This is a genomic window from Alloalcanivorax profundimaris (assembly GCF_015265435.1).
In the GTDB taxonomy this organism is placed as follows: Bacteria; Pseudomonadota; Gammaproteobacteria; order Pseudomonadales; family Alcanivoracaceae; genus Alloalcanivorax; species Alloalcanivorax profundimaris.
Window position 1 is genome coordinate 288380 of record NZ_JABJWH010000020.1, and the last position, 15349, is coordinate 303728.

The 15349-nt window shown below is 67.3% G+C and carries 14 protein-coding genes; 3 read left to right on the forward strand and 11 right to left on the reverse strand.

Annotation, left to right across the window (positions count from 1 at the left end; translation table 11 throughout):
* Window positions 1–38: 38 nt before the first annotated feature.
* The 3 genes from HMJ39_RS11730 (at window position 39) to HMJ39_RS11740 (ending at window position 4324) form a co-directional block, all read left to right on the forward strand.
* The gene (locus HMJ39_RS11730; protein WP_161384855.1) at window positions 39–1082 is read left to right on the forward strand and encodes a methyltransferase domain-containing protein; all 1044 of its coding nucleotides are present in this window, start codon (window positions 39–41) and stop codon (window positions 1080–1082) included.
* 179 nt (window positions 1083–1261) lie between these two features.
* Window positions 1262–3406 carry an FAD-dependent oxidoreductase gene (locus HMJ39_RS11735; RefSeq protein WP_194297458.1) on the forward strand — a complete coding sequence of 715 codons (2145 nt, stop codon included), beginning with the start codon at window positions 1262–1264 and terminating at the stop codon, window positions 3404–3406.
* A 114-nt stretch (window positions 3407–3520) separates the two neighbouring features.
* Entirely contained in the window at window positions 3521–4324 is an 804-nt protein-coding gene (locus HMJ39_RS11740; protein ID WP_194297459.1) for a DUF547 domain-containing protein, read from the forward strand.
* Here the strand turns inward: HMJ39_RS11740 and HMJ39_RS11745 are convergent.
* The 11 genes from HMJ39_RS11745 to rnr all read right to left on the reverse strand — a co-directional run bounded on the left by HMJ39_RS11745 (window position 4321) and on the right by rnr (window position 15220).
* On the reverse strand, window positions 4321–5685 hold the full coding sequence (locus tag HMJ39_RS11745; protein ID WP_194297460.1) for a TrkH family potassium uptake protein: 1365 nt from the start codon (window positions 5683–5685) through the stop codon (window positions 4321–4323). The two genes, HMJ39_RS11740 and HMJ39_RS11745, sit on opposite strands and share 4 nt — an antisense overlap.
* Window positions 5682–6332 (reverse strand): potassium channel family protein, encoded by a 651-nt coding sequence (locus HMJ39_RS11750; protein WP_194297461.1) that lies wholly within the window; start codon window positions 6330–6332, stop codon window positions 5682–5684. The genes HMJ39_RS11745 and HMJ39_RS11750 overlap by 4 nt, the downstream gene beginning before the upstream one ends.
* A 45-nt stretch (window positions 6333–6377) precedes the next feature.
* Window positions 6378–7742 (reverse strand): DNA repair protein RadA, encoded by a 1365-nt coding sequence (radA, locus tag HMJ39_RS11755; protein WP_161384850.1) that lies wholly within the window; start codon window positions 7740–7742, stop codon window positions 6378–6380.
* Window positions 7743–7800: 58 nt separating this feature from the next.
* The gene (gene alr / locus HMJ39_RS11760) at window positions 7801–8871 is read right to left on the reverse strand and encodes an alanine racemase (RefSeq protein ID WP_194297462.1); all 1071 of its coding nucleotides are present in this window, start codon (window positions 8869–8871) and stop codon (window positions 7801–7803) included.
* 10 nt (window positions 8872–8881) lie between these two features.
* Window positions 8882–10273, reverse strand: a complete 1392-nt coding sequence (gene dnaB, locus HMJ39_RS11765; protein ID WP_161384848.1) for a replicative DNA helicase — start codon at window positions 10271–10273, stop codon at window positions 8882–8884.
* A gap of 117 nt (window positions 10274–10390) precedes the next feature.
* Window positions 10391–10843, reverse strand: coding sequence for a 50S ribosomal protein L9 (gene rplI, locus HMJ39_RS11770; protein ID WP_161384847.1), 453 nt, complete (start codon window positions 10841–10843; stop codon window positions 10391–10393).
* A 15-nt stretch (window positions 10844–10858) separates the two neighbouring features.
* Window positions 10859–11089, reverse strand: a complete 231-nt coding sequence (gene rpsR / locus HMJ39_RS11775) for a 30S ribosomal protein S18 (RefSeq protein ID WP_161384846.1) — start codon at window positions 11087–11089, stop codon at window positions 10859–10861.
* A 22-nt stretch (window positions 11090–11111) separates the two neighbouring features.
* On the reverse strand, window positions 11112–11399 hold the full coding sequence (priB, locus tag HMJ39_RS11780) for a primosomal replication protein N (protein WP_161384845.1): 288 nt from the start codon (window positions 11397–11399) through the stop codon (window positions 11112–11114).
* Window positions 11400–11422: 23 nt separating this feature from the next.
* Entirely contained in the window at window positions 11423–11764 is a 342-nt protein-coding gene (gene rpsF / locus HMJ39_RS11785) for a 30S ribosomal protein S6 (protein ID WP_161384844.1), read from the reverse strand.
* A 118-nt stretch (window positions 11765–11882) separates the two neighbouring features.
* Complete coding sequence (rlmB, locus tag HMJ39_RS11790; protein WP_194297552.1) at window positions 11883–12641, reverse strand: 23S rRNA (guanosine(2251)-2'-O)-methyltransferase RlmB; 759 nt, start codon at window positions 12639–12641, stop codon at window positions 11883–11885.
* A gap of 86 nt (window positions 12642–12727) precedes the next feature.
* On the reverse strand, window positions 12728–15220 hold the full coding sequence (gene rnr, locus HMJ39_RS11795; RefSeq protein WP_194297463.1) for a ribonuclease R: 2493 nt from the start codon (window positions 15218–15220) through the stop codon (window positions 12728–12730).
* Window positions 15221–15349: the final 129 nt, after the last annotated feature.

Consider the following 15349-nt stretch of genomic DNA (forward strand, 5'->3'; position numbering starts at 1 on the left):
CGGGGGCGTCCCCGTCGTTACTGCAAGAGGTCCCACCCGTGCGCGAAGACGTTCAACAGTACTATGGCCAGCACCTGACCGGCAGCCAGGATCTGCAAACCAACGCCTGCTGCGACCAGACGCCGCCGGAACACCTGAAGCCCCTGCTCGCCCTACTCCACGACGAGGTGGTGAGCCGCTATTACGGCTGCGGCCTGGTGGCGCCGGCGGCCCTGGAGGGCATGCGCGTGCTTGACCTGGGCTGCGGCTCCGGCCGCGATGTCTACCTGCTTTCCGCCCTGGTGGGGCAAACCGGTGAGGTGGTGGGCGTGGACATGACCGACGAGCAGCTGGCCGTGGCCCGCCGCCACCAGGACTACCACCGCGAGGCGTTCGGTTTCGACGAGAGCAACGTGCGTTTCCTGAAGGGCTACATCGAGGAGCTGGACGCCCTGGATCTGGAGGATGGCTACTTCGACATCGTGGTCTCCAACTGCGTGATCAACCTGAGCACCGACAAGGCCAAGGTGATCGGCGATGTGAAGCGGCTGCTCAAGCCCGGCGGCGAGTTCTACTTTTCCGATGTGTACGCGGACCGCCGGGTGCCGGCCTCGTTGACCACGGACCCGGTGCTGTATGGCGAGTGCCTGGCGGGCGCGCTGTACTGGAATGACTTTCTCAACCTGGCCAAGGGCGGCGGGTTCGGCGATCCCCGCCTTGTCGAATCCCGGCGGCTGACCGTGGACAACCCGGCCATCGAGGCGAAGCTGGGCAATATCCGTTTCTATTCCGCCACTTACCGGCTGTTCAACATCGAGGCCCTGGAGCCGGCCTGCGAGGATTACGGTCAGGCGGTGGTTTACCGAGGCACGATGGCGGATCAGCCGGAGGCCTTCGTGCTGGACGGTCACCATGTGATGGAGGCCGGGCGGGTGTTTCCGGTGTGCGGGAATACCTGGCGGATGTTGGCGGAGAGCCGGTTCGCCGGGCATTTCGATTTTGTTGGGGATTTTTCCCGGCATTTCGGGATTTTCGAGGGGTGTGGGTTGAGTGTGCCCTTCGAGGAAAGTGACGGTGGTTCGTCGTCCGGTGCTTGTTGTTAGTGAGTGCTTGACCCTCCAGAGGGGCGCGCTGTGCCGTTTCGCCCCTTCGGGACACGCCGTGAATCCGTCCCTGGAGGCTCTTTTCAGACATCCCTGTCTTCAAAGGTCCCGAAGGGGCGAAACGGCACAGCGCTATCCGGAAACCTCAGCGCTCCGGCAATTCGGATTCAGGAGAGGTTATGAGCATTAAGAAGGTGGTGTTGCTGTTGGTGATCGTGGCGCTGGTGGCGGGCTACTTCATCCTTGATGTGGGACGGTTTCTGAGTCTGGATTACTTGAAGGAGCAGCGCGGGGCGTTTCAGGCGCTGGCCGGGGAGTATCCGGTGGCGGTGCTGGGCGGATTTTTCGCGTTGTATGTGCTGGTGACGGCGTTGAGTTTGCCGGGGGCGGCGATCATGACGCTGGCGGCGGGGGCGTTGTTCGGGTTCTGGGTGGCGCTGTTGCTGGTGTCGTTCGCGTCCAGCGTGGGCGCGACCCTGGCGTTTCTGGCGGCGCGGTTCCTGTTCAAGGACGCGGTGCAGGAACGGTTCGGTGAACGGCTCAAGAAGATCAACGCCGGGGTGGAGAAGGACGGCGCCTTTTATCTGTTTACCCTGCGGTTGATTCCGGCGTTTCCGTTTTTCGTGATCAATCTGGTGATGGCGCTGACGCCGTTGAAGACCTGGACGTTTTACTGGGTGAGCCAGCTGGGCATGCTGGCGGGGACCGCGGTGTACGTGAACGCGGGGACCCAGCTGGGCGAGCTGGAGCGGCTGTCCGGCCTGCTGTCGCCGGGGTTGCTGGGGGCGTTCGTATTGCTGGGCCTGTTTCCGTGGCTGGCCAAGGCGGTGCTGGCGGTGGTGCAGCGGCGCAAGGTGTATCGCGGTTATCGAAAGCCCGAAAAATTCGATCGCAACCTGATCGTGATCGGCGCCGGCTCCGCCGGCCTGGTGAGCGCCTACATCGCCGCCACGGTGAAGGCGAAGGTGTCGTTGATCGAAGCGGACAAGATGGGCGGCGACTGCCTGAACACCGGCTGCGTGCCGTCCAAGGCGCTGATCAAGAGCGCGTCCCTGGCGCATCTGGAGAAAGTGCCGGAGCGCTATGGCTTCAAGCGCATCACCACGGAGTTCGACTTCGCCGACATTCAGGCACGGATTCGCGACGTCATTGGTCGCATCGAACCCCACGATTCCGTGGAGCGCTACAGCGCCCTGGGGGTGGACTGCATTGAGGGCCGCGCGCGGCTGGTGTCGCCCTGGGAGGTGGCCATCGACACCGCCGATGGCGAGCGCCGCCTGAGCGCCCGGGCCGTGATCATCGCCACCGGGGCGCGCCCCCTGGTGCCGCCGATTCCGGGCATCGACGAGGTCACCGTGCTGACCTCGGAAAACCTCTGGCGCCTGGACAGCCAGCCGCGCCGGCTGGTGGTGCTCGGCGGCGGCCCCATCGGCTGTGAGCTGGCGCAGAGTTTCGCCCGCCTGGGCAGCACCGTAACCCAGGTGGAACAGTCCCCCCGGGTGCTGCCCCGGGAGGACGAGGACGAGGCGCGGGTGGTGGCCGACGCCCTGGGCGAGGACGGCGTGACCTTGCTCACCGGGCACCGGGCGGCGCGCTTCGCCGTGGAGGACGGGGAGCAGGTGCTGTACGCGGAAAGCCGGGATGGCGAGCGGCGGCTGCCGTTCGACGCGGTGCTGGTGGCGGTGGGCCGGCGCGCCAACACCGCCGGTCTGGGGCTGGAGGAACTGGGCATCGGCACCCGCGACAACGGCACCCTGGACCTGGACGAACGCCTGCGCACGCGCTTCCCCAATATCCACGGCTGCGGCGACGTGGCCGGCCCTTACCAGTTCACCCACGTGGCCGCTCACCAGGCCTGGTACGCCGCCGTGAACGCCCTGTTCGGCCGCCTGAAGACCTTCAAGGCGGATTACCGGGTGATTCCCTGGGCCACCTTCACGTCACCGGAGGTGGCGCGGGTCGGGCTCAACGAGGACGACGCCCGCGCACAGGGCATCCCGGTGGAGATCACCCGCTACGGCATTGATGATCTGGACCGCGCCATCGCCGATGGCAGCGACCGGGGCTTCGTGAAAGTGCTGACGCCGCCGGGCAAGGATCGCATTCTCGGTGTGACCATCGTCGGCGAAGCGGCCTCGGATCTGATCAGCGAATACGTGCTGGCCATGAAGCACGGCCTCGGGCTGAACAAGATTCTCGGCACCATCCACATCTATCCCACCCGGGCGGAAGCGAACAAGTTCGCCGCCGGCGAATGGAAACAAGCCCACAAGCCGGAAAAACTGCTGCGCTGGGTGCAACGTTTTCACGATTGGCAACGCTGAAGTGAGCAGCGCGTGAACAGTCAACGGAATGGGAGCAGTTCTAGGCGCCAACGCTCACTCCAACGCCACGCCGAAGCGGGTATCCTGAAGCGTAATTCGTTCAGGAGGCCCGCCATGCGTCCGTCCCGCTGGCTCTTTGTTTTGCTGCTTGTGTTCTGGGCGTCGGCGCCGGCCGGCGCCGACGCCGGTTTCGACCATGGCGCCTGGAACACCTTGCTCCAGGAACACGTTGAATGGCGCCGGGACGGCGTCGCCTCGGTGGTGGACTACGACGGCTTCGCCGCCGACCGGGACGCCTTGCGGGCCTACCTGGACGCGCTCGGCGCGCTGAGCGAAGCGGGTTTCCAACGTCTCGACCGCGACGCCCGGCTGGCCTTCCTGATCAACACCTACAACGCCTTCACCGTGGAACTGATTCTGCGCCAGACGCCGCGCCCGGACTCCATTCGCGACATCGGCTCGATCTTCCGCGGCCCCTGGAAGCAACGCTTTTTCACCCTGCTGGGTGAGGAACGCACCCTGGACGAGCTGGAGCACGAAATGATCCGGGGCAACCCGGCACTGATGGACGAGCGCATTCATTTCGCGGTGAACTGCGCCTCGGTGGGCTGCCCGGCGCTGCGCCCGGAGGCCTACACCGGTGCCCGCCTGGAGGCTCAGCTCGCCGACGCCACCCACCGTTTTCTTTCCGACCGCCAGCGCAACCGGTACCGGGACGGCACCCTGGAAATATCACCGATCTTCGACTGGTACGAATCGGACTTCGAAGCCGCCGCCGGCGGCCTGGACGCCTGGCTGGCGAACCACGGCGACGCCCTGGCGCTGCCCGACGCCGCCCGCTCCGCGGCGCGGGACGGCGACCTGGACATCGACTTTCTGGACTACGACTGGTCGCTCAATGACGGCGGCGGGCGCTAGCCGATCTGCACCTGATCCTCGGTAAAGCGCACCTTGGCGGGGCGCGGGCGCGCCAGGGCATAGGCGAACGCCAGGGGCCCGATGCGGCCCACGAACATAAGCAGCATGAGAACGCCCTGGGCGGGCGCCGACAGGTCCGCGGTGATGCCCCGGGACAGGCCCACGGTGCCGAACGCGGACACCGCCTCGAAGAACACGTCCAGCGGCGCCTGCTTCGGCGCCAGCACCACCAGGATGAACCCGGCCAGGGCCAGCAGGATCAGGCTCAGCATGACCACCGCATGGGCACGGAACACCGCGTCCCGGGCCACCGCGCGGCGGAAGATGGTGGTCTGCGCATTGCCCATGAGGAAGGCCCGGGTGGACAACAGCAGCACCATGAAGGTGCTGACCTTGATGCCCGAGGCGGTGGAGTTGCTGCCACCGCCGATGAACATCAGGAACATCACCAACAGCATGGCGGGCACGCCCAGGCCCGCCGTGTCCACCGTGTTGAAGCCGGCGGTGCGCGGCGTCACCGCCGTGAACCAGGCGGCCCAGAAGCGCTCGCCCACCGGCAACGCCCCCAGGGTGCGGGCGTTGTTCCATTCCAGCAGCAGGACCAGTAAGCCGCCGCCCACCGCCAGCACCAGGGTGCCCACCAGGGTCAGCTTGCTGTGCAGGGTCAGGGCACGGAAACGGCGGCGGCGCCACAGGTCCACCACCACGGTGAAGCCAAGCCCGCCGATGATGAACAGCGCGGTGATCACCAGGTTGATCAGCGGATGGCCGGCCCAGGCCGAGAGGCTCCCCGGCAACAGGCCGAAGCCGGCGTTGTTGAAGGCGGAAACGGCGTGGAACAGGCTGAACCAGAGCCCTCGGGCCCAGCCCATTTCCGGCACCCAGACGGTGGCCAGCAGGGCCACGCCCACCGCCTCCAGGGTGAAGGCGAGCAGCGCCACATGGCGCACCAGGGCGAGCACATCCCCCGGCGAGGTCTGATCCAGGGCCTCGCGCACCAGGCGCTGGCCACGCAGGCCGAAGCGCCCGCCCAGAGCCATCACGGTGAGGGCGGCGAAGGTCATCAGCCCGAGGCCGCCCAGGTGAATCAGCACCAGCACCACGGCCTGCCCGAACAGGGTGAGCTGGGCGCCGGTGTCCACCACCACCAGGCCGGTGACGGTGACCGCCGAGCAGGCGGTGAACAGGGCCTGCCACAGGCTCAGGCCATCCACGCTGGCCACCGGCAGCCACAGCAGCAGGGCACCGAGCACGATCAGCACGGCGAAGCTGGCCGCCAGGATCACCGGCGGCCCGTAGCGCCAGGCGCGGCGCAACTGGCGGGCGGCGCGGCCGCGCAGGCCCGGGTGCCAGGTCCTCACAGGCTGGCCGAGAAACGCCGCAGGGCCTGCTCCTCGCCGACCAGCACCAGGTGGTCGTTGCGGCGCAGGCGCTGTTCCGGGTCCGGGCTGAGGCTCACGCTCTGGCCGTGTTTGATGGCCAGCAGACGCACCTCGAAGTCGTCGATGCGCAGGTCGGAGAGCGGCCGGTCCTCAAGCACTTCCCCGGGACGGATCTCGATGACGAAGTAGTTATCGCCCAGCCCGATGTAGTCGAGCATGTTGGGGTGGGCCAGGCTCTGGGCCACGCGCAGGCCCATTTCGTATTCCGGGTGCAGCACCCGGTCGGCGCCCAGCTTCTCGACGATCTTGTGGTGGGTGGGGGTAATCGCCTTGACCCAGACCTCCTTGGCCTCCTGGGATTTGACCATCATGGTGCACAGGATGCTGGCCTCGATGTGGGCGCCGATGGCCACCAGCACGGCATCGAAGCGGTGCAGGTCCAGTTCCGCCAGGGCGTCCTCGTCGGTGGCGTTGGCGATCACCGTCTGGGTGAGCTTGTCCGCCAGGTGGTTGGCCTTGTCCGGATCGCTGTCCACGCCCAGCACTTCGTGGCCCAGGCGCATCAGCTCCACGGCCACCGCCTCGCCGAAGCCGCCCAGGCCGATTACCGCGAATTGCTTCTTCATGCGCGCTCCTTTTCCTCTCCGTAGTCGCGACTGAAGTCGCTCCTACTACAATTGTTCCAGGGCTTCGGAGAGGGTGCTCACGGCGACCACCTCCACGCCCTCCGGCATCTGGCGGGGCAGATTGGCCTTGGGAATGATGGCCCGTTTGAAGCCGTGTTTCACCGCCTCATGGAGCCGCTCCTGGCCCTGGGGCACCGGGCGGATCTCGCCGGACAGGCCGATCTCGCCGAACACCACCAGGTCGCGGCCCAGGGGCCGGTCCCGGAAGCTGGACACGATGGACAGCACCAGGGCCAGGTCGGCGGCGGTCTCCGCCACCTTGACGCCGCCCACCACGTTGGCGAACACGTCCTGGTCGCCCACCTGGATGCCACCGTGGCGGTGCAACACCGCCAGCAGCATGGCCAGGCGGTTGGCTTCCAGGCCCACGCACACCCGCCGGGGGTTGCCGAAGTGGCTGGCGTCCACCAGGGCCTGCAGCTCCACCAGCAGCGGCCGGGTGCCTTCCCAGACCACGGTGACCAGGGAGCCGGCGGCGATTTCGTCGGCGCGGTTGAGGAAGATGGCGGAGGGGTTCTTCACTTCCTTCAGCCCCTCGCCGGTCATGCCGAACACGCCCAGTTCATTGACCGCGCCGAAGCGGTTCTTGAGGCCGCGCAGGGTGCGGAAGCGGGAGTCCGTGGAGCCCTCCAGCATCAGCGAGCAGTCGATCATGTGTTCCAGCACCTTGGGGCCGGCCAGGGTGCCGTCCTTGGTGACGTGGCCCACCAGCAACAACACGGTACCGGTTTGCTTGGCGAAGCGCGTCAAGGCGGCGGCGCACTCGCGCACCTGGGCCACCGAGCCCGGCGCCGATTGCAGGCCGGCCAGGTACATCACCTGGATGGAGTCCACCACCAGCAGGCGGGGGCGCTCCTTGCGGGCCAGGTCCAGAATCTGTTCCACGTCGGTTTCCGCCGCCAGGCGCAATTTTTCCTTGGGCAGCTTCAGGCGATCGGCGCGCATCGCCACCTGGGACAGGGATTCCTCGCCGGTCACGTACAGGCACGACTCGGTGTCCGCCAGCCGGCACATGACCTGCAGCAGCAAGGTGGATTTACCCGCCCCCGGATGCCCGCCGATGAGGATCGCCGAGCCCGGCACCAGGCCGCCGCCCAGCACCCGGTCCAGCTCGCCCATGCCGGTGCCAATGCGCGGCGTTTCCTCCAGGACGATCTCGTCGAGGTTGCGCACCTCGGTGAGCTCGCCGCTGTAACCGGTGCGCTCGGCGCCACGGCTTTTCGGCGTGGCCGGATCGACCACGAATTCCTGTAGGGTGTTCCAGGCACCGCAGGCCGGGCACTGGCCCTGCCATTTGGGGAAGTCGGCACCGCACTCGGTGCACACGAAAGCGGTTTTCTTTTTCGCCACGACGGCTCCTTTATTCGCCCTGCAGGAGCGCCGCCCAGTCGCTCCTACAGTGGCGGTATCACGATTCGGTGATCACCCGCACCGGCCGGGCGGTCACCTGGCAGAACAACTCATAGCTGATGGTACCGCAGGCGGCGGCCACTTCATCCACGGACACCACGTCACCCCACAATTCCACCTCGTCGCCGACGCGGGCGTCGATGCCGTCCAGGTCCACGGTGATCATGTCCATGGAGACGCGCCCGGCCAGGCGGGTACGCTGGCCGTTCACCGCCAGGGGCGTGCCGTTGGGGGCATGGCGCGGATAGCCGTCGCCGTAGCCCACCGCCACCACGCCGATGCGCCCCGGCGCCGTGGCGGTCCAGGTGGCGCCGTAGCCGACGCTGTCGCCGGGTTGCACCGGGTTGATGGCGATCAGGCGGGCGCTGAAGCGCTGGGTGACGCGCAGATCCAGATCGGCGGCGGCGCGCCAGGGGAACGGCGACGAACCGTACAGCATGATGCCCGGGCGCACCCGCCCGACGCGGGCCTCCGGGTAGCGGATCAGGGCGGCGGAATTGGCGGCGCTGAGCGGCACGCCCAGTTCCTCGGCCAGGGCGCGGGCCAGCTCCAGCTGGCGGGGGGTGAGCGGGTCGTCCTCCAGGTCGGCGCCGGCGAAGTGGGTCATCACGCCGAGCAGCCGCACGCCCTTGAGCGCCCGCAGCCGGGCCGCCTGGGCGCGGGCCAGGTCCGGCGCCATGCCGAGCCGGTTCATGCCGGTGTTGACCTTGAGCCAGACGCCCACCGGCTGGGGCCGGGCGGCCAGCAGATCCACCTGCCAGGGGGAATGCACCACCACCTCGGCGTGCAGGCGGGCGGCCAGGGCCAGTTCCTCGGCGTCGAAAAAGCCCTCCGCCACCAGCAGCGGGTGGGCCAGCCCCAGATGGCGCAGGGCCTGGGCCTCTTCCATCACCGCCACGCCCAGGCCGTCCACCTGGTGGGCCAGGGCCCGGGCGGCCAGCCCCAGGCCGTGGCCGTAGCCGTCCGCCTTGACCATGGCGAACACCCGCGCCTTGCCGGCCAGGGCGCGGGCCCGGCGGGCGTTGTCGGCGAGCGCGCCGGGACGCAGCTCAAGCAAGGTACCGCGCATGGGCCGCCCCCTACTCGTCGCCGCTGTATTGCTGGTAATACTCCGGCGCCAGGTCGTCGAAGCGGGTGAACTCGCCGCGGAACGCCAGACGCACGGTGCCGATGGGGCCGTTCCGCTGCTTGCCGATGATCACCTCGGCGATGCCCTTCTCCACGCTGTCCTGGTTATAGACCTCGTCGCGGTACAGGAACATGATCACGTCGGCGTCCTGCTCGATGGCGCCGGATTCCCGCAGGTCCGACATCACCGGGCGCTTGTTGGGGCGTTGCTCCAGGGAGCGGTTGAGCTGGGAGAGCGCCACCAGCGGGCAGTTCAGCTCCTTGGCCAGGCCTTTCAGGGAGCGCGAGATCTCGGAGATCTCGTTGACCCGGCTGTCGGCGCCGGGCACCTGCATCAGCTGCAGGTAGTCGACCATGATCATGCCCAGCTCGCCGCCGCATTCGCGCGCCACCCGGCGCGCCCGGGCGCGCATTTCCAGGGGGCTCAGGGCCGGAGTGTCGTCGATGTAGAACTTCTGCTCGCTGAGCATCTGGATCGCCGAGGTGATGCGCGGCCAGTCGTCCTGCTCCAGGCGGCCGGAGCGGATCGCGCCCTGGTTGATGCGCCCCAGGGACGACAGCATCCGCATCACGATGGAGTCGGCGGGCATCTCCATGGAGAACACCAGCACCGGCTTGTGAGCCTTGAGGGCGGCGTTTTCGCACAGGTTCATGGCGAAGGTGGTCTTGCCCATGGACGGCCGCCCGGCCACCACCACCATGTCGGCGGGCTGCAGGCCGCCGGTCATCTTGTCCAGCTCCTCGAAGCCGCTGGTCAGGCCGGTGAGGGCGTTCTTGTTCTTGTACAGCTCGTCGATGCGGTCCACCGCTTTCTTGAGCACCGACTTGATGTTCTGCGGGCCATCGCCCTTTTTCTGCTGCTCGGCGATTTCGAAGATCGCCGATTCCGCGTCGTCCAGAATTTCCAGGGACGGCTTGCCCTTGGGCTGGAAGGACTGGTCGGCGATGCCGTGGGACACCTGGATCAGCTGCCGCAGAATGCTGCGCTCACGGACGATGTCCGCGTAGGCGGTGATGTTGGCGGCGCTGGGCGTGTTGCGGGCCAGCTCCGAGAGGTAGGCCATGCCGCCGGTTTCTTCCAGCTGCCCGAGATGGGTGAGCGCCTGGGACACGGTCACCAGGTCGCTGGGCTTTTCCTCTTCCACCAGCTGGCCGATCACTTCGAAGATCTGCCGGTGTTCCTTGCGGTAGAAGTCCTTGACCCCGACCCGCTCGGCCACGTCGTCCCAGGCGTCGTTGTTGAGCAGCAGGCCGCCCAGCACCGCCTGTTCGGCTTCCAGGGAATTGGGGGGAACGCGCAGGTTGTCCGGCAGGTGGTCGTCCAGAGTGAGGGGTTCGGTCATGGTGGGTCCGCATGGCGTAAACGAAAAAGGCACCGCCCGAGACCGGACGGTGCCCTTGATTCTGTCACCGCGCCCCCGGCCGGGCAAACCCGACCGGGGCGCTGGCGGCGAGCCCCCTTATTCCTGGGGCACCACCGTCAGCGTGATGGTCACGGTCACGTCGGCGTGCAGGGTCAGGTCGATCTCGTACTCACCGGTCTGGCGGATCGCGCCATAGGGCAGTTTGACCTCGGCCTTGGCCACTTCCACGCCGGTCTGCTCGGTGATGGCATCGGCGATGTTGGCGGTGCCCACGGAGCCGAACAGCTTGCCTTCGTCGCCGGACTTGGCGGCCACGGTAACGCTGGCTTCGGCCAGCTTCTCGGCGCGGCTTTCGGCGGCGCCCAGTTGCTCGGCGGCTTGCTTCTCCAGCTCGGCGCGGCGCGCTTCCACCTCGGCCAGGTTGTCCTTGGTGGCGGGCAGGGCCTTGCCTTGCGGGATCAGGAAGTTACGACCGTAACCGGGGCGAACGTCCACCACGGAGCCCAGGTCACCCAGGTTCTTGATGGTTTCCAGCAGGATCACTTGCATGACGGTCCCCTCGGCTTAATTGTCGTGGCTGTCGGAGTACGGCAGCAGCGCCAGGAAGCGGGCCTGCTTGACAGCGGTGGCCAGCTGACGCTGATAGCGCGCCTTGGTGCCGGTGATGCGGCTGGGCACGATCTTGCCGGTCTCGGTGATGTAGGCTTTCAGGGTGTCGAGGTCCTTGTAGTCAATGAACTCAACACCTTCCGCGGTGAAGCGGCAGAACTTGCGACGGCGATAAAAACGGGCCATGGATAATTCTCCTCTCGATTCCTTAGTCCAGGGGCACCAGTGTTTCCGCAATCAACTGCACCCGGTCGCGGGCTTCGCCCTTGTAACCGGCCCGGCTGAGAAACCCCGTCACCTTCACGTTTTGTCCTTCGCGGAGCCCCTGGATCAGCCCGGTCTTGCGACCGACCAGAACCACGGCGAGGCGTACCTGGACTTCACGGGGGTGACCGTCTTCCTCCTGCCGGGAGCGGTGTTCCAGCCAGAACCGCTGGCGGGGCACACCGGCCGGAGTAACCGCCGCCTGTTCCAGGCGGGCGATGACGCCGGTCATCTGGCAGTGATTGCCGTCGGAAATCAGCTGGCGGCCTCCTCCTTCTCGTTGGATTTCGCCAGCGGCGAGGCTTCGGGGATGGCCCGATGACGGCGAACCACGAGGTGACGGATTACGGCATCGTTGAACCGGAAGGTGTTTTCCAGTTCGGCGAGGGTGTCGCCGTCACATTCGATGTTCATCAGCACGTAGTGTGCCTTGTGGATCTTGTTGATCGGGTAGGCCAGCTGACGGCGGCCCCAATCTTCCTGACGGTGGATGGTGCCACCACCATCGGTAACGATGGCGCTGTAACGCTCCACCATGGCGGGCACTTGTTCACTCTGGTCCGGATGGACCAGGAACACGACTTCATAATGACGCATTGTGGTCTCCTTTCGGATTGCGCAGCCTCCCGCGGTGTGCGGTGAGGCAAGGAGTCCGTTCCCCCGGCGGACCGGGAAAACGGAAGGGCGGGGATTCTAGCCCAGACCGGGCGCGGGCTCAAGCCGGATCGCGGCTTGAGCCACGATCAAGACCGGCCAGCAGGTGGAACAACACCACCCCGGTGGCCACGGACACGTTCAGGCTTTGCACATAGCCGGCCATGGGAATCGCCAGCAGATCGTCGCAGCGCTCCAGAGTCAGGCGCCGCAGGCCCTCGCCCTCGGCGCCCATGACCAGGGCCAGGGCCGCCGGCGGCCGGTACTCGAACAGCGAGGCGCTGTGCTCCTGAAGCGCGGTGCCGGCCACCCGGATGCCGCGTTCCTTGAGGCCCTCCAGCAGCCGCGCCAGGTTGCCCACCTCGAAATACGGCAACGATTCGGCGGCGCCGGCGGCGCTGCGGCAGGCCACCGGGGTCAGCCCGGCGGCGTGACGGCGCGGCACGATCACCGCGTCCACCCCGGCGGCGTCGGCGCTGCGCAGGCAGGCGCCCAGGTTATGCGGGTCGGTGACCCCCTCCAGAATCAGCAGCAACGGCGGACGGCCCAGGCGGTCCAGATGATCGGCCAGGGCGGCATCGTCGCCGGGCCGGCGCGGCCGGGCCCGGGCGGCCACGCCCTGGTTCTGCGGGCCGGCCAGCTTGTCCAGGGACTCACGGCGCGCCAGCTGCACGGCGATGCCCTGATCCCGGGCGGCGATCATCAGGGTTTCCAGGCGGGCGTCGCCGCGCCTGGCGCGGCTGTCCAGCACGAACAGCTCCAGCACGCCCTCGGGGCGGTGCCGCAGCAACGACTCCACGGCATGGATGCCGGAGTACATCAGCGGCTTGGCCTGGCCGCCCTTGCGGGCGGCGGCCTTGCCGGCCGGACGGCGCGGCGCGTTCGGGTCGCTCATGGCGGCCGGTCTCAGCGACGCCGGCGGCGCTTGCCGGCGCCACCCTTGCCGTCGCCTTTGGCGTCACCCTTGCCGCCCTTGGGGATCTCGCCACGGGCCAGCTTCTCCCGCTCGGAGCCGGCTTTCTCGGAACCACCCTTCTCGGAACCGCTATTGTCGGAACCACCTTTGTCGGAACCGCTTTTGCCACCCTGCCTGGCGGGCGCCTTCTTCTTGCGGCTGGCGGCTTTCTTCTTGCCGCCGCCGCGCCGGCCCTTGGCCGGGGTGCTGCTGATCAGCTCCAGGTCGATCTTGCGCTCGTCGGTGTGCACGCCGGCCACCTTCACGCGCACGCCGTCACCGAGGCTGAAGCGGCGGCCGGAGGACTCGCCGATCAGCGCCATGTTGACGTCGTCGAAGTGGTAGTAGTCGCTGTCCAGGTTGGCCACGTGCACCAGGCCGTCGATGTGCAGGTCCTGGATCTGGATGAACAGGCCGAACGCGGCCACGCCGCTGACCACGCCGTCGAACTCGCCGCCCAGATGATCCTCCATGTACTGGCACTTGAGCCACTGGACCACGTCGCGGGTGGCCTCGTCGGCGCGGCGCTCGGTCATCGAGCAGTGCTCGCCCATGGCGACCATGTCGCTCTGGCTGTACGGCAGGATGTGGTCGCGGGGGATCGCCGGCAGCTCACCGGGGTTGTCCGCGTGGGGCGTCTCGGCGCCGCCACGGATCAGATAGCGGATGGCGCGGTGCACCAGCAGGTCCGGGTAGCGGCGGATCGGCGAGGTGAAATGAGTGTAGGCGTTGTAGGCCAGGCCGAAGTGACCCTTCACTTCCGCCTCATACTTCGCCTGGGTCATGGTGCGCAGCATCATGGTCTGGATCACCTGGCGATCCGGACGCTCGTCGATGGCCTCGCCCAGCTCCTGGAACACCCGCGGCGTGATGGAACCCTCCGACCAGGCCAGGCTCAGCCCCAGGCCGCCGAGGAACTGCTGCAGGTTCGCCAGGCGTTCTTCCTTGGGCGGCTCGTGATTGCGGAACAGGGTCGGCACGCCGGCCTTTTCCAGCAGGCGGGCGGCGCAGATATTGGCCGCCAGCATGGCCTCCTCGATCATCACGTGGGCCACGTTGCGGTGCACCGGCACGATGTCGCGGATCTTCTGATGCTCGTCGTAGAGGATGCGGCTTTCGTCGCTCTCGAAATCGATGGCGCCGCGCAGCTCACGGCGGCGACGCAGAGCGGTGTACATCTCGTGGAACGCCCAGATGGAATCCAGGGATTCATCGTCCAGGCTCTCCACGGTCTTCACCGCCAGCGCCGATTCCGGTTCCTCGATGACCGCGCCCACCTTGGTGTAGGTCAAACGGTGACGGGAACGCATCACGCCCTCGCGGAACACGAAGCGCGATACCCGGCCGTTGGCGGACACCAGCATGTCACAGTACAGGCACAGCCGGTCCACGTGAGGGTTCAGCGAGCACAGGCCGTTGGACAGGGCCTCCGGCAGCATGGGCACCACCCGGTTGGGGAAGTACACGGAGTTGCCGCGTTTGTGGGCTTCGTTGTCCAGCGGGCTGTTGGGGTGCACATAGTGGCTGACGTCGGCGATCGCCACGATCAGCCGCCAGCCGCCACGCTTGCGGCGCTCCACGTAAACCGCGTCGTCGAAATCGCGGGCGTCCTCGCCATCGATGGTCACCAGGGGCAGATCGCGCAGGTCCACCCGATGGGCCTTGGCCGGGTGCGGCACCTCGGCGCCGAAGCGCTCGGCGTCCCGCTCCACGCCGTCCGGCCACTGGTGGGGGATCTCGAAGCGGCGCAGGGCCACGTCCACTTCCATGCCCGGCTGTTCCGGGGTGGCGATGATCTCCTCCAGACGCACCAGGACATTGTGGTCCCGGGACGGGTACTGGGTGATCTCGGCGCGTACATGGTCGCCGGCGCCCGGCTTGATGCCGTTGTGGTCCTCGACCAGCACTTCCTTGGTGATGCGGCGGTTCTCGGGATCGATGAAGGCGACACCCGCCTCCTGGCGGTAACGGCCAACGATCTCGGTGACCGCCCGCTCGGCGATCTCGACGATGCGCGCCTCTTCCTTGCCGAACCGGTTGAAGCCGGCCACGCTGACCAGCACCCGGTCGCCGTCCATCACCTTCTGCATCTGGCGCGGCGCCAGGAACAGGTCCTTGCGGCCGGGCTCGTCGGCGATCAGGAAGCCGAAACCATCCCGGTGGGCCTGCACGCGGCCGGCGATCAGGTCCATGCGCGAGGCGATGCCCATCTTGCCGTTGCGGTTCTCCACCAGCTGGCCGTCGCGCAGCATCGCCTTGAGGCGGCGCTCCAGGCCCACCTCTCCGTCTTCACCCACCTCCAGGATGTCGGCGAGCTGATGCTTGCCGAGCGGCTTTCCCTGGTCGTCGAGGACCTTAAGGATCAACTCGCGGCTGGGCACCGGATTCTCGTATTTCTCCGCTTCCCGGTCCGCGTGGGGATCCTTGTAGCGTTTCCTGGACATTCAACAACCTCTATGAAAATACATGTATCGGCGCGGCCCGGAGCGGCGCCAGCGGGGGCTACCTTAACGCAGCGAGAAAAGAGAGGAAATCAACCGTTGACATCCGGTCATCATATACTAGAATGCACG